Below are 14,362 nucleotides of genomic sequence, written 5' to 3' on the forward strand. Positions count from 1 at the left end.
TTTGCCATCCATCTTGTCGAGCCTTTTTTCTCTCTCTGCGTTGTCAAATCTTCGACATAGCGCCGCTATGCCTGTGATTTGTCGCCTAGATAGAAGCAAAAAATTCTTTGCCAATCTGGACAGCTCATTTCAGCAGTGCTTTCCTTCTAGCGATCAATACTCAATTTAGAAAGTGCGTAAACTTGAAAGGAGGTTTTTCGATGACTTATCAAGAGTCGATTGCATACTTGGAAGGTTTGTCGCGTTTTGGCATTCGTCTGGGTTTGGAACGGATGCAGGAGCTGGTAATTCGTTTAGGGCATCCGGAGAAAAAATATCCTACCATTCATATTACCGGCACAAACGGCAAGGGATCTACGACAGCTTGTTTGGCTGCTGTTTTGCGGGAAGCCGGTTTTCGTACCGGCATGTATACGTCGCCGCATCTGGAACGTTATACAGAACGTATGCGTATTGACGGCTTGGAAGTGGAAGAGTCTGTTTTTGCCGACGCGATTGAACAAACGGCTGCAGCGGCGCGAGAGATGGAGCGGGACGGCTTGGAACATCCGACACAGTTTGAGGTGCTGACGGCAGCTGCATTTGTCGTGTTTGCGGTCATGAAAGTGGACTACGCAGTAATTGAAGTTGGGCTGGGCGGGAGCCTGGATTCAACTAATGTCATTGACAGTCGGGTGGCGGTAATTACCAATGTGACCCTGGAACATGAGGATCGCTGCGGGTCTACGGTGAGGGAAATAGCTGAACATAAGGCGGGGATTATCAAGAAAAACGCTCAAGTCTTGACGGCTGCGCAGGGAGAGGCGCTTGAGGTTATCCGACGCCGAGCGGCTGAGTGCGGCGCGGTGGTGCAAGTGCTCGGCGAAGAATGGCAAGCCCAGATACAGTCTATGTCTTTAAACGGAATTTCCTGGAGGCTGCAGCAGCCTGACGGATCCAACTGGTCTTTGCAGGCGCGCCTTGTGGGGGAACATCAAGCATATAACGCCTCGTTGGCGGTAATGGCGGCGTTAGCATTAAGGGAAACCGCAGTGAACCAGGAAGCTGTTGCTAGCGGTTTGGCAAAGGCTTGCTGGCCGGGGCGCTTTGAAGTGCTGCGCACCCAGCCGCCGCTGGTGGTTGACGGGGCGCATAATCCGGCTGGCGCTGCGGTGCTGCGGCGCACATTGGACCAAGTGTTTCCAGGGGATGCGGTGCTTTTTTTATTAGGTATTTTAAAGGATAAGGATATTGATGGTATTACCAGCATTTTGGTGCGGGAACAAGATCGGGTCATTGCGGTGAGGCCTCTTTCAGAACGCGCCGCAGAAGCGAAGGATTTGGCGAGCCATTTTCCGCCGCACCAAGTGGAAGCAGTGCAGGATTGGGGAGAGGGTGTAAACCGGTTGTTGCAATTGGCGGAGCAAGAGCCGCAGAAAGTGGCTTGCGTAGCAGGGTCGCTATACTTGCTAGGCGCGGTACGGCCTCTTCTTCTGGGAAAATTGCAAAACAAATAATTACAAATCAGCAAAGAATACAAAATATTTAGATGATACATGTTTACCTCCTTGTCGAAATTTGGTAAAGTTGTCTACGGAAAGTGACAAGGAGGTATGGTCATGCGCATTGAAGAGTTTGCTCAGCGTTTTTTTCAAAACGCCTTGCCGGAGGGGACATGGCGTTATCATGGGACCAAGGGGCTGGTAGAACCTTTAGCGGAACCGCCAGTACCGGGAGCTAGTCCTGTCATTACTCTGGAAATTCTGCGGGGGCAGACTTCTAATCAATTACAGGCGCGCTCTTGGTTTCACCAGCAGCAACGTTGGCTGGATCATGCATCATTTACGTGCGAAGCGCATCCGCCGACCATTCGTGAAGCCTTGGGCGAAATGTCTCACCAGGTCAGCCGGCAGTTGCCGGAGGATGTCTGGATGCGGCGGGAGTTCAAATTTGACGTACTAGAGCTGCAACAGGCTTTTGCGCCTTGGCAAAAAATATAAAGAGAAAAAGCATTCCTGCCGAAGGAATGCTTTTTTTGTACGCAATCGCCGCTGTTTACTAGCGTTTCCTCTGCTAACTCTGGCCTTTTCTCTGTTTCTGTGTAAATCTCCTAACTCCGTCGTGTCCTCCATCTACGCCCGTTAAAAATCAGGTGCTTTTTTCTCCTGCGTACCCTCTATGGATGTCGGTTGCCATGCCATCCGTGGCGCAACCGACCCTAGTCGCATCCTGCGCCGTCGCCGGTTCTCCTGTTCGACCCAACTCCGTCTTGCTCGCTGTCTCTTGTATCCGCAGCAGGGACAGGCTATAATTGGTGGAGAACAAGGATGCGGAGGATGTTTATGAACGAAGTGTGTAAAAATGGTTGGGAAGGGCGGCTGGCTTTTTTGATAGAGCACTGCATTTACGCAGTGGCCTTTTTTTTGCCGCTTTCTTTAGATGTCGCAAGTGTGTTTTTAATGATCGGCACCCTAGGATGGGGGGCAAAAGCTATATGGTTTCGCAGTGGTCGTAACTGGCAAGTTACTTATTTGGATGGGGCGGTGGGAGCTGTCACTATTTTAGGGGCTCTTTCCATTTTGGCTTCGCCGGATCCTGGTTTTAGTCTTTATAATTACACGCATCTAATGGGACGATATGTGCTGCTGTACTATCTGGTGGTTTGCAATTTGCAATCGGCGGAACAATTGCGCAAGCTAATATGGGTTGTGCTGTGTTCTGCGTTTTTGGTGGCTGTCTATGGCTTATATCAGTATGTCGTTGGTTTTGATATTTCTGCGACGCAATGGGTGGACGGGGAACAGTTTCCGGAGCTTAAGACGCGGGTGTTTTCGACCTTGGAAAACCCTAACCTTTTGGCGGGATATCTGGTTATGATGATGGCGTTGGCCAGCGGGATGGCGTTTGCCGCCAGAAGCTGGAAGGAGAAAGGGCTGCTCCTTGGATTAACAGCGCTTTTCGGTCTTTGCTTAGTGTATACGTATTCGCGCGGCGCTTGGCTGAGCGTGGCTGCGGTTGTAGCCATTTATGGCTGGCTTCATAACCGTCGCATTTTTTGGATTTTTTGCTTGCTGCCACTAGGTTTGCTGGTGGCGCAAGACAGTATTTTGGCACGTTTGACTTCCATTTTAAATCCTACGGATACTTCATCTACTTTGCGCATCGCTTTATGGGAAAGTACGATCGCTATGATTATGGACAATCCTTTTTCCGGTATCGGCTGGGGAGCGTACTGGATGGTCTATCCGGAATATGACTTTTTTATTAACGACGGCCATACTAAAATTTTTCATGCTCATAATATGTATTTGAATATCGCTGCAGAAATTGGTTTACCAGGATTTGTCGCTTTTCTGACTGTAATGTATGGCCATTGGCGTAAAGCCCGAAGAGTTTTGAAAGAAACGAAGGATACGTGGTTGGCGGGCCTGTTATTAGGCTTGTTGGCGGCGCTAGGCGGCTTGTTCTTTAATGGCCTGACTGACTATGTTCTGTTCAATATACAATTGTCCATGCTCTTTTGGCTATTAAACGCTATCATCGTCGTTGCAGCCAAATCTTTATTCTTCTCAAAGTCAGAGGAGACTAGGTTTTGAAATTTTTATAACTAAGTTGCAGGAACTTACATTAAATAAAGCGAATATAGAGCAAAAAGTACAAAGCGTGTCAAGAGATGTTCATTCCAAATGCATCTTGACACGCTTTTGGTTTTATTTGAGAATTGTGAAAGCTCTAACTCAATTGTATACATAAAAGATTGTGTACAAGTGGTGGTGAAAAAATGGAGCAGGAAAAAATGAATGCTTGGCAGAAAGAATGGCCCATAAAGGGCTTCGATTTTTCACGGGCTGGCGATGGCGCTATGCAATTAAAAGATGTTATGCGTCGGTTGGGGCTTCCGGGAGATGTGATCCGTCGGGCTTCGGTGGGAGCCTATGAAGCGGAGTTAAATGTAATTATTCATGCGCGGCGTGGCGTGATGCGGGCGAGTGTAACGGCTGAGGAGACGAAAGTGGTTGTAGAAGATGAAGGACCAGGCATTGCAGATGTAAGTCAAGCAATGCGCGAAGGCTTTTCTACAGCACCGCCGGAAATTCGTGAAATGGGGTTTGGCGCGGGGATGGGCTTGCCGAATATGAAGCGTTGCGCCGATGAATTGGTAATCGACTCCAAACCGGGGGTGGGTACGTCGGTTTCTATGTTGTTTCGGCATCAGAGGGGAGCAGAGCATGAGTGACAGCTATTTTCATTCGGTGCGTTTAATCGAAGCGCGGTGCCGGGGCTGTGTAGTTTGTGCTAAACATTGTCCCATGGAAGCTATTCGAGTGCGTGCCGGGAAGGCGCGTATTTTGGAAGAACGTTGTATTGATTGCGGCGAATGTATCCGCCTTTGTCCGGCAAAGGCGAAGACAACTATAACAGACGCCATGGATTGCTTAGAACGATTTTCCTACAATGTGGCCTTGCCAGCGCCGTCGCTATATGCTCAATTTCCAGCAACCATATCAGTAGGGCGAATTTTGGGAGGTTTGCTGCAGCTTGGCTTTGATGCAGTGTGTGAAGTGGCATTAGGGGCGGCTGACGTGACTGCGGCAGTAAAACGATTGCTGCAAAGAAAAGACGTTCCTAAGCCGCTGATTTCCTCAGCATGTCCTGCGGTTGTGCGATTGGTGCAGGTGAAATTTCCGGATTTGATTCCTTGCCTGGTTCCTATGGAGGCGCCTGTGACGGTCACAGCTCGGCGGGCTAGAGCCAGAGCGGCGGAACAGACGGGGCTGTCGCCGGAAAAAATAGGGGTTTGGTTTTTGACGCCTTGTCCGGCGAAGATGACAGCGGTTAAACAAGCTGAAGGCATTATCGACGGGGCTATCGCTATTTCCCATTTTTACGGGGATTTGCTGGCGAAAGTTCACGACAAAGAATGTCCTGAGATTGAGGTGGAATCTAGCTGGCTGGGAGCCGGCTGGGCATTGGCCGGCGGGGAAAGTCAAGGCGTACTAGAAGATAGCGTGTTAGTGGTAGATGGAATAGAACAAGTCAGTCAGCTTTTGGAGCAGGTTGCTTTCGGGACGTTGGGGCAGGTGCGTTATATCGAGGCATTGGCCTGTGCCGGCGGCTGTATAGGCGGGCCCTTAACGGCGGTTAATCGTTTTGTAGGCGAGACGCAGCTTCGCGGGCGGGCTTCCATCTGGCCGGCGAAGACGCCTGAAAAACCCAGGGATGTAGAAGTGTTGCCGCTGCCGCTGCCAAAACCGGTGCTGCGCCTGGATCAGGATATACGCGAAGCGTTGCGAAAAGTAGAAAGTATGGAAGAAATGCTGTATAAGCTTCCGGGGTTAGACTGTGGCTCTTGTGGATCTCCGAACTGCCGGGCTTTGGCGGAGGACATTGTTCAGGGCCAGGCCAGCGAGACGGATTGTGTATTTTTGCTGCGTCAGCGAGTACGCGATTTAGCGCAGGAAATGAAAAATTTGGCGGAGAAATTGCCGCCTTCCTTGGATAAAAGCGAAGAAGAAAGCTGAGGTGGAGGTTGTGCTGGTAGCCGATTTAACGCGGGAATTGCCGCTGAAGCTTGCCGGAGGAGCGCAGGGGCTGCAACGTGAAGTGCAGGGAGGGTTTGTATCTGATTTGATGAGCTGCGCTTTAGCGCAGGCTGGCGAGGGGACTGTATGGGTGACCATGCAAAGTCATGTGAATTTGTTGGCTGTTGCTTCCTTGGCGGGCATGGCTGCAGTAATTGTTGCCGGAGGCGCCAAGCCGGAAGCAGAGGCGCTGGCTAAGGCGGACGAAGTAGGGATGCCTCTTTTAGTGACAGATTTGTCTGCCTTTGATATTGTTTGCCGGCTCCATGCATTAGGCGTGGGCCAAGAGTTATGCGAGCCTATTTGACGGATCTGCATGTGCATACGGTGTTGTCTCCTTGCGCTTCCGTAGAGATGACTCCTTCTTTGGTGGTGCAGACGGCGCTGGAACTGGGGCTGGATATTATCGCTGTTACTGATCATAACGCCGGTGATAATGCTAAAGCGGTTTGGCAGGCGGCACGACAAAGTTCCTTGACGGTTTGGCCGGGAATGGAAGTGGAGTGCGCCGAGGAAGCGCACTTGCTGGCGCTTTTTGATGATTGGTCTGCTTTTGCGCTTTGGTGCGCCAAAGTGGATGGCTGGCGTAATGGCAGGATGAATCAGAGTCGTCTTTTTGGGCCGCAGTGGATACTAAACGCAGAGGATGAGCTGTTGGGAGAACGGGAAGAGTTGTTGCTTTCGGCGTTAACGGCGGATGCGCGAACTCTTTGCGAGGAAGCGGTTTGCCTAGGAGGAATGATCATTGCCAGTCATGTGGACCGGCCAGCTTACAGTCTTTTGGGGCAGTTGGGAATCTGGCCGACGGAGTTACCTGTAGCGGCGGCGGAAATCTCTGCTTGCGTTGCGAGCGAAGAAGATGCGCGGCGGAAATTGCCGCTTTTACCGCAGTTGCTTCCTTTAGTGACGGCATCGGATGCGCATAGTTTAGAGGCGTTTTGTCAAGGCGGCAAAATACAACTAATGATGGAAAAGCCTACGTTAGCCGAGTTTTATCTGGCCTTGCACGGCAAGGGCGGACGCTGGCTGCGGTGGCATAGGCTGTAATAAAGAGGAGAACGCGTAAAAGGGGGATATAATGATGAATTTATCGAAGTCGGGATGTACATGCGGAGGGGCTGGCGAGACATATGAAGAACTTGCAGCAATTCTTGCACGCTATCAAGAGGTGCCGGGAGCTTTGATTCCGGTGTTGCAACAGGCTCAAGACGCCTATGGATATTTATCGAGGGAGGTATTGGAACGGATTGCCGAGGGGCTGCGTTTGCCAATAAGCCAAGTATACGGAGTGGTTACGTTTTACTCGCAGTTTCATCTGAATCCGCGAGGACGGCATATTGTTAGGGTGTGCCAAGGGACGGCTTGCCATGTAAGGGGCGCTAAAGCGATTTTAGAAGCCATGGAAAAAGAGTTGGGCGTGAAACCGGGCGAGACGACAGCGGATTTGAACTTTACGTTGGAAACGGTAGCCTGTATTGGCGCCTGCGGTCTGGCGCCGGTTATGATGATTGACGATGATACGTATGGCCGCTTGACGCCGGAAGGTATTGGAGGTATCTTGCAGCCGTATCGTGGACAGTCATGAAAGAGCTGTCGCTGCTTCTGTTGGAGCTTTTGCGAAATTCTCTAGAAGCGGGGGCTGCCCGTGTAGATATCCGCGTACGGGAAATTGGAGATTCTTTAACGTGGAGGATTGCTGATGACGGGAGAGGTATGACTCGTCAGGAATGCAAAGAGGCTTTGAATCCGTTTTATACGAAACGAACCACAAGATCTGTAGGTTTGGGTTTAGGTCTTTTAGATATGTGGACGCGCCATTGCGGCGGCAAAGTGAGAATGATTTCCCGGCCAGGTTTAGGGACGATGCTTTGCGCTTCCTTTTGCAGACGGCATCCGGATTTACCGCCTTGGGGCGATTTGCCAGGTACGTTGTGGACTTTGTCTGTTACGATGCCGCAAATTCATTTTCAGTACCTTCATTATCGAGATGGGCGGAAATGGCAGTGGAATTCATCGGCTACAACTGGAATGGACATGCTGACCTTGAAAGAGGTATTGGAAACAGGCTGGAATGCATTGAAAGAGGGGGAAAAGGCATGAAAACACTGGAAGAATTAAATCGTTTGCGTGAGCGTGTGCGGCAGGATATTCGTATTCGGCAGCAGACGGACACACGGATTATTATTGGCATGGGGACGTGCGGCATTGCCGCTGGCGCTCGTGAGGTGCTTAAGGCAACCTTGGAAGAAGTGGCTAAGCGGCACTTGGAAGGGGTCAGCGTGCAACAAACAGGCTGTATAGGCATGTGCGAGCAGGAAGTTCTTTTAGATGTGGTGCTGCCGGGACAGCCTCGCATTATTTATGGAAAAGTAACTCCGGATAAGGTGGAGCGCATTGTAGGCGAGCATGTAGTAAACGGGCGCATTATTGAGGAATGGGTTGTGGCTAAAATAGAGAATTAGGAGGAGGACCATGGAATACGTAAGGGCGCATGTATTGATTTGTGCCGGAACAGGCTGCACGTCGTCCGGTTCAAAAAAAGTGGAAGCCGCACTGCGGCGCGAGTTGGAAGAAAAAGGCTTAGCTCGGGAAATAAAAATCGTAGAAACCGGCTGTCATGGTTTTTGCGAAATGGGACCTTTGGTTATTGTATATCCGGAAGGCGTCTTTTATGTGCGTGTACAGGAGGAAGACGTTCCAGAACTGGTAGAAGAGCATTTTTATAAGGGGCGTATTGTCCAGCGGCTGCTGTATCAAGAACCGTTGACGGCAGAGCGCATTCCCGGATATGAGGATATTCAGTTCTATCGCAAGCAGCAGCGTTTAGTGTTGGCTAACTGCGGACACATCAATCCGGAAGTAATTGAGGAATATATTGCTGGCGGCGGTTATGAAGCATTAGGCAGAGCTTTGACGACGATGACTCCCCAGCAGGTGGTGGACGAGGTTAAGCTTTCCGGTCTGCGAGGGCGGGGCGGCGGCGGTTTCCCGACCGGTTTGAAGTGGAGCTTTGCCGCTAAAGAACCTCAAGGGAAAAAATATGTGGTTTGCAATGCCGACGAAGGAGATCCGGGAGCGTTTATGGATCGCAGCGTGCTTGAGGGGGATCCGCACCGGGTTTTGGAAGGCATGCTTGTTTGCGGCTATGCCATTGGCGCGGATGAAGGCTACATCTATGTGCGAGCCGAATATCCTTTGGCCATCAAGCGACTGAAGGTAGCCATCGCTCAAGCGGAAGCCATGGGGCTTTTAGGAGACGATATTTTGGGCTCCGGTTTCTCCTTTCATATTAAGATTAAAGAAGGCGCAGGCGCCTTTGTGTGCGGCGAGGAAACGGCGCTGTTGGCCTCGATTGAAGGTAAAAGGGGCATGCCGCGTCCCAGACCGCCGTTTCCAGCCGTGGCAGGACTTTGGGGCAAACCGACAAACATCAATAACGTGGAGACCTTTGCTAATGTGCCGCAGATTATTGCTAAGGGCGGCGCTTGGTATGCTTCCATCGGTACGGAAAAAAGCAAGGGAACGAAAGTGTTCGCTTTGACTGGTAAAGTGAATCATACAGGCTTAGCGGAAGTTCCCATGGGCATTACGATGCGGGAAATTATTTTTGAGATTGGCGGCGGCATTCAAAACGGTAAGAAATTCAAAGCTGTGCAAATTGGAGGACCTTCCGGCGGCTGTTTGCCTGAAGAGCTGTTGGACCTGCCTGTAGATTATGATTCCTTGCTGCAGGTAGGCGCGATGATGGGCTCGGGCGGTCTGGTGGTTATGGATGAGACAACCTGTATGGTGGATGTAGCTCGCTTTTTCTTGAATTTTACCCAGTCCGAGTCGTGCGGCAAGTGTACTCCCTGTCGGGAAGGTACAAAACGCATGCTGGAAATCCTGACCCGCATTACGGAAGGAGAGGGCCGAGAAGGTGATATTGAGCTGCTTGAAGAGTTGGGACGTAACATCAAGGCAGCTTCCCTTTGCGGTTTGGGGCAGACGGCGCCGAACCCGGTGCTCAGCACGCTGCGGTATTTCCGGCATGAATATGAGGCGCATATCCGCGAAAAACGTTGTCCTGCCGGCGCTTGTGCTAAAATGGCGGCGTATTCGATTACCGAGCTCTGTAAAGGCTGCGGTCTTTGTAAAAAGGTGTGTCCTGTAGACGCCATTTCTGGAGAACTCAAAGGGCGGCATATTATCAATGCGGAAAAATGCATTAAGTGCGGCAGTTGTCTGGCTAAATGTCCATTCCAGGCCATTGTTAAAGGATAAGAAGCAAAGGAGTTGACTTGTATGGATACGGTGCGTATTACCGTGGATGGCCAGACTGTTGAAGCGCCTAAAACGGCCACTGTGTGGGAAGCGGCGCGCTTGGCCGGTGTAAATATTCCAAATCTTTGTCATCATCCGGAATTGCGTCCGGAAGGGAATTGCCGTGTTTGTCTGGTGCAAATTGAGGGAGCGCGTTCGTTAGCCGCTTCTTGCGTACATCCTGTGGCGGAAGGGATGGTAGTGCATACTCATACGCCGGCGGTACGAGATGCGCGCAAGATGGTTGTGGAATTGCTCTTGGCCAATCATCCGGCGGATTGTTTGGCGTGTGAACGTAATGGAGACTGCGAGCTGCAGCAAATGGCGGCGGAGCTGGGGTTGCGGCAAGTTCGCTTTGAAGGCGAACGCCGGCGAGGTGAAAAAGACGCAGCCAATCCTTCCCTTGTGCGCGATCCGGAAAAATGCATTTTGTGCGGCCGCTGTATCCGGGCTTGCAGTGATGTACAGGGGGTACATGTGTACAGCTTTGCCAAGCGCGGTTTTTATGCGGAAGTGACGCCTGCCTTTGGTGCAGGGTTGGATGCGGCTGCCTGTACGTATTGTGGTCGCTGTGCTGCAGTTTGCCCGACGGCGGCTATTACCATCAAAAATGATACGGCGCCGGTTTGGGAAGCATTGGCGGATGCGGGCAAGCATGTGGTGGTTCAGACTGCGCCGGCAGTACGGGTCGCTTTGGGAGAAGCGCTCGGATTGCCTGCCGCCAGCATTGTAACCGGGAAAATGGTGGCGGCTTTGCGTCGACTTGGTTTTGACAAGGTGTTTGATACTGACTTCGCAGCTGATGTCACGATTATGGAAGAAGGTAATGAGTTACTGCAGCGCATTAAAGAAGGCGGCGTATTGCCGATGATTACTTCGTGCAGTCCTGGATGGATTAATTTTGCTGAGCTTTTTTATCCAGAGCTGCTGCCGCATTTGTCGACGGCGAAGTCGCCGCAACAGATTTTTGGCGCTTTGGTGAAAACGTACTATGCAGAAAAAAGCGGGATCAAGGCGGAGGATATAGTTTCTGTTTCGGTCATGCCCTGTACGGCCAAAAAAGCGGAAGCGGCGCGCCCGGAAATGTGCGACAGCGGTTTTCGGGATGTAGATTATGTGCTGACAACGCAGGAATTAGCGGCAATGATTCAGGAAGCAGGTTTGAATTTTGAAGCGTTGCCAGAAGAAGAGTTTGACGCTCCTATGGGGATGTCTACTGGCGCTGGCGTTATTTTTGGAAGCACTGGCGGTGTTATGGAGGCCGCCTTGCGGACGGTTTACGAGACCGTAACCGGCTGCGCCTTAGAGCAAGTGGAACTGCGCGAAGTACGCGGCCTGGAAGGAATTCGGGAAGCGGAAATTGACCTGCAGGGCACCGTTGTCCGTGTAGCTGTTGCGCATTCACTGCGTCATGCGCGAACCTTGCTGGAAAAAGTAAGAGCTGGTGAGGTCAATTACCATTTTATTGAGATTATGGCTTGTCCTGGCGGGTGCTTGGGCGGCGGAGGCCAGCCTCGTAGCAAACTGGCTGACTTTCGGCAGCGTCGTATGGCAGCTTTGTACGAGTGCGACGAACGAAGCGGCCTGCGTAAATCCCATGAAAATCCGGCGGTACAGGAGTTGTATGCTTCTTGGCTGCAGGCTCCGTTGAGTGAAAAGTCGCATCATTTACTCCATACGCATTACAAGCCGCAAAAACGAGTCTAAGTCATTTTTAACACGTTTTTTTAAGGAGAGGCTAGTAAACAGCTTTATATATAGAAATAGAAGGAAAGGCGAATTTACAGAATATAACAACTTTCGCCTTTCCTTTTGTAATGCGATTTTTTATATTCTATAGAGGAGGATTTTGTCATTGTAGTGCGAATAACAAAATAAAGATAAGTAAAGTTAAAGAAAAATTAAAGAGAAAATAATGATTTAAAAGAACAAAATGAAATCCCAGTGGAGTAGGGGGATTGTTTGTTGAAAGAGCATATCATGATTTCGAAGGCGACCATTGATCGTCTGCCGCTGTACTTTCGTACGTTGAAGCTGAGCCAAGAAGAGGGAATTGAAATTATTTCTTCTGAAGAATTGGGAAATCGCTTAGGGGTGACTCCAGAGCAGATTCGCAAGGATTTGGCTTCTTTTGGACAATTTGGGAAAAAAGGCGTCGGTTATTACGTGAGGGAACTTTTGCGCAATATCGGCGAAATTCTTGGATTGCACAACAAGTGGAATATTGCGGTTGTGGGGATGGGACATTTAGGTTGGGCTTTGGCGCATTATAAAAACTTTTCTTCTTTAGGTTTTAATATGGCGGCGCTTTTGGACGTAGCGCCGGAGCGTATTGGCATGGTTGTAAATGGCGTGACCATTGAACATGCGGACCAACTGGAAGAAATCGTCCGGCAACGGCAGATACAGATTGCTATTATTGCGGTGCCGGCGGAACATGCGCAATTGATGGTAGATCGTTTGGTGGCGGCCGGAGTCAAAGGGATTTGGAATTTTGCACCCCGCAAGATTGAAGTGCCGCGCCAAGTATCTTTGATTAATGAAGATTTGTCGGTAGGCTTGAGCAGTCTTTCTTATTATTTGACGCGTCAAGACTAAATGGAGTATTATAAATAAAAAAACTACAGTGAATACGTGTATACATTCACAATCGAGCAGGAATTTTATAACTAAATATAGTAATATATCTTGTATGAGTTTTTGTTTTATCGGTTCGTTTTGAAGCTGCATGGGTGTGAAAATGCCGTCAGTTGCCGCGAAACCGTCAATTGACGGCATTTTTGCGACCCTTTCCTTTTTTGCAGTGATTATCCTAGCTAGTTCATAATCTGAACGCAAGGGTGTCGGCCCTGAAAGCAAGGATTCTTACGTAACAGCATCAGTGCTGGAGGTGAGGTAGTAGGGAGATTACGTGGAAGGAATTTCCGGTAAAAATGCTTCTGTTGCCAGAACTAAGGAGGAGAGTTGTTAATGATTGACATTCGGGATCGCGTGCGCAATAAAGAACTGCATGCAAAGATTGTCAGCGCCGAAGAAGCTGCAGCCTTTATTAAACCCGGGATGAACATTGGCGCCAGCGGTTTCACTCCTGCCGGCTATCCGAAGGCTGTGCCTTTGGCGTTGGCGGAGCGAATGAAAAAAGAACCTTTCCAGATTAACCTTTGGACAGGCGCTTCCGTAGGTAAGGAATTGGATGGTGCGCTGATGGAGGTTGGCGGTATTGCCCGTCGTATGCCTTATCAGACCAACAATGATTTGCGTAAAGCATTAAATGCGGGTAAATTGGAATACTTTGACTTGCATTTGAGCCATTCCGCCCAAATGGTGCGTTATGGTTTTCTTGGCGGCAAGGTAGATGTGGCTATCGTAGAAGCCTGTGCAATTACGGAAGAAGGCCATATTATTCCTACGACCTCAATGGGGAACACCGCATCTTTTGTACAGGAAGCCGATGTAGTTATCGTAGAAGTGAATACCAGCCAGCCCTTGGCGTTGGAAGGTATGCATGATGTTTATACGCCGGAAGATCCGCCGCACCGCAAAGCCATTCCCTTGTGCAAGGTTGACGAACGGATTGGAACTCCCTATATTCCCTGCGGTCCGGATAAAATCAAGTATATTGTCGCTTGCGACATCAAAGACGATGTGCGCGGTTTTGCGCCTATCGATGATGATTCCAAAAAAATGTCGGAACTGGCTATTGAATTTTTCCATCAGGAAATCAAAGCGGGTCGTTTGCCGAAAAACTTACTGCCTTTGCAGTCTGGAGTAGGCTCCGTAGCCAATGCTGTTGTCAGCGGTTTTGTGAATTCCGACTTTGAAAACCTTGAAGTTTTCACCGAAGTTATCCAAGACGGCATGCTGGACTTGGCTGACGCTGGGAAACTTCGCTTTGCGTCCGGTACTTCCTTCTCGCCGTCTCCGGAGGGCTTGGAGCGTTTGTATAGCAATATTGACGAATATCGTAAATTGATGGTTCTGCGGCCGCAGGAAATTTCCAACAGCCCGGAACTGGCCCGTCGTTTGGGTATTATCGCCATGAATACGGCGATTGAATTTGACATTTATGGTAATGTCAATTCGACCCATATTATGGGCAGCAAAATGATGAATGGTATTGGCGGTTCCGGCGATTTCGCCCGTAACGGCTATTTGACCATGTTCTTCTCCACTTCAACGGCGAAGGACGGTGCTATTTCTTCGATCGTGCCTTTTGTGTCCCATGCGGATCACAGCGAACACGACATAGATGTCTTTGTTACAGAGCAAGGTTTGGCCGATGTACGCGGCCTCAGCCCGCGTGAACGGGCTAAGGTTATCATTGAAAAATGCGCTCATCCCGACTACAAGCCCATGTTGCTGGACTACTATGAACGTGCTTGCAAAGCGACAAAAAATGCGCATACCCCGCACATTTTGTCCGAGGCCCTTTCGTGGCATGTCCGTTTCCAAGAAACGGGCACAATGAAATTGAAATAAAGAAAGAGTAAAGGAGGCCC

At 50.0% G+C, this 14,362-nt stretch carries 14 protein-coding genes; all 14 read left to right on the forward strand.

The window, feature by feature from the left end:
* Positions 1-200: 200 nt before the first annotated feature.
* The 14 genes from C508_RS0109800 to C508_RS0109865 all read left to right on the forward strand — a co-directional run bounded on the left by C508_RS0109800 (position 201) and on the right by C508_RS0109865 (position 14,342).
* Positions 201-1,496, forward strand: a complete 1,296-nt coding sequence (locus C508_RS0109800; RefSeq protein ID WP_018703385.1) for a bifunctional folylpolyglutamate synthase/dihydrofolate synthase — start codon at positions 201-203, stop codon at positions 1,494-1,496.
* A gap of 102 nt (positions 1,497-1,598) precedes the next feature.
* On the forward strand, positions 1,599-1,979 hold the full coding sequence (locus C508_RS0109805; protein WP_018703386.1) for a hypothetical protein: 381 nt from the start codon (positions 1,599-1,601) through the stop codon (positions 1,977-1,979).
* A 342-nt stretch (positions 1,980-2,321) separates the two neighbouring features.
* Positions 2,322-3,575 carry an O-antigen ligase family protein gene (locus C508_RS18255; RefSeq protein ID WP_018703387.1) on the forward strand — a complete coding sequence of 418 codons (1,254 nt, stop codon included), beginning with the start codon at positions 2,322-2,324 and terminating at the stop codon, positions 3,573-3,575.
* Positions 3,576-3,760: 185 nt separating this feature from the next.
* The gene (locus C508_RS0109815; RefSeq protein WP_018703388.1) at positions 3,761-4,216 is read left to right on the forward strand and encodes an ATP-binding protein; all 456 of its coding nucleotides are present in this window, start codon (positions 3,761-3,763) and stop codon (positions 4,214-4,216) included.
* A complete protein-coding gene (locus tag C508_RS0109820; protein WP_018703389.1) occupies positions 4,209-5,501 on the forward strand; it encodes a [Fe-Fe] hydrogenase large subunit C-terminal domain-containing protein in 1,293 nt (430 codons plus the stop codon). Before C508_RS0109815 ends, C508_RS0109820 begins: the two co-directional genes overlap by 8 nt.
* Position 5,502: 1 nt before the next feature.
* A complete protein-coding gene (locus C508_RS0109825) occupies positions 5,503-5,868 on the forward strand; it encodes a DRTGG domain-containing protein (RefSeq protein ID WP_018703390.1) in 366 nt (121 codons plus the stop codon).
* Positions 5,853-6,608, forward strand: coding sequence for a PHP domain-containing protein (locus tag C508_RS0109830; RefSeq protein ID WP_018703391.1), 756 nt, complete (start codon positions 5,853-5,855; stop codon positions 6,606-6,608). Before C508_RS0109825 ends, C508_RS0109830 begins: the two co-directional genes overlap by 16 nt.
* A gap of 34 nt (positions 6,609-6,642) precedes the next feature.
* The gene (gene nuoE, locus C508_RS0109835) at positions 6,643-7,146 is read left to right on the forward strand and encodes an NADH-quinone oxidoreductase subunit NuoE (protein ID WP_018703392.1); all 504 of its coding nucleotides are present in this window, start codon (positions 6,643-6,645) and stop codon (positions 7,144-7,146) included.
* Positions 7,143-7,661: an ATP-binding protein gene (locus C508_RS18260; RefSeq protein WP_018703393.1), complete on the forward strand. Its 519-nt coding sequence runs from the start codon at positions 7,143-7,145 to the stop codon at positions 7,659-7,661. Before nuoE ends, C508_RS18260 begins: the two co-directional genes overlap by 4 nt.
* The gene (locus tag C508_RS0109845; protein WP_018703394.1) at positions 7,658-8,023 is read left to right on the forward strand and encodes a (2Fe-2S) ferredoxin domain-containing protein; all 366 of its coding nucleotides are present in this window, start codon (positions 7,658-7,660) and stop codon (positions 8,021-8,023) included. The genes C508_RS18260 and C508_RS0109845 overlap by 4 nt, the downstream gene beginning before the upstream one ends.
* Before the next feature lie 10 nt (positions 8,024-8,033).
* Positions 8,034-9,824, forward strand: a complete 1,791-nt coding sequence (nuoF, locus tag C508_RS0109850) for an NADH-quinone oxidoreductase subunit NuoF (protein ID WP_018703395.1) — start codon at positions 8,034-8,036, stop codon at positions 9,822-9,824.
* A gap of 21 nt (positions 9,825-9,845) precedes the next feature.
* Entirely contained in the window at positions 9,846-11,570 is a 1,725-nt protein-coding gene (locus tag C508_RS0109855; protein WP_018703396.1) for an NADH-dependent [FeFe] hydrogenase, group A6, read from the forward strand.
* 273 nt (positions 11,571-11,843) lie between these two features.
* A complete protein-coding gene (locus C508_RS0109860; protein WP_037350842.1) occupies positions 11,844-12,461 on the forward strand; it encodes a redox-sensing transcriptional repressor Rex in 618 nt (205 codons plus the stop codon).
* Positions 12,462-12,833: 372 nt separating this feature from the next.
* Positions 12,834-14,342 carry a succinyl-CoA:acetate CoA-transferase ScpC gene (locus C508_RS0109865; RefSeq protein ID WP_018703398.1) on the forward strand — a complete coding sequence of 503 codons (1,509 nt, stop codon included), beginning with the start codon at positions 12,834-12,836 and terminating at the stop codon, positions 14,340-14,342.
* The last annotated feature ends 20 nt before the right edge of the window (positions 14,343-14,362 follow it).

This window comes from Anaeromusa acidaminophila DSM 3853 (assembly GCF_000374545.1).
GTDB lineage: Bacteria > Bacillota > Negativicutes > Anaeromusales > Anaeromusaceae > Anaeromusa > Anaeromusa acidaminophila.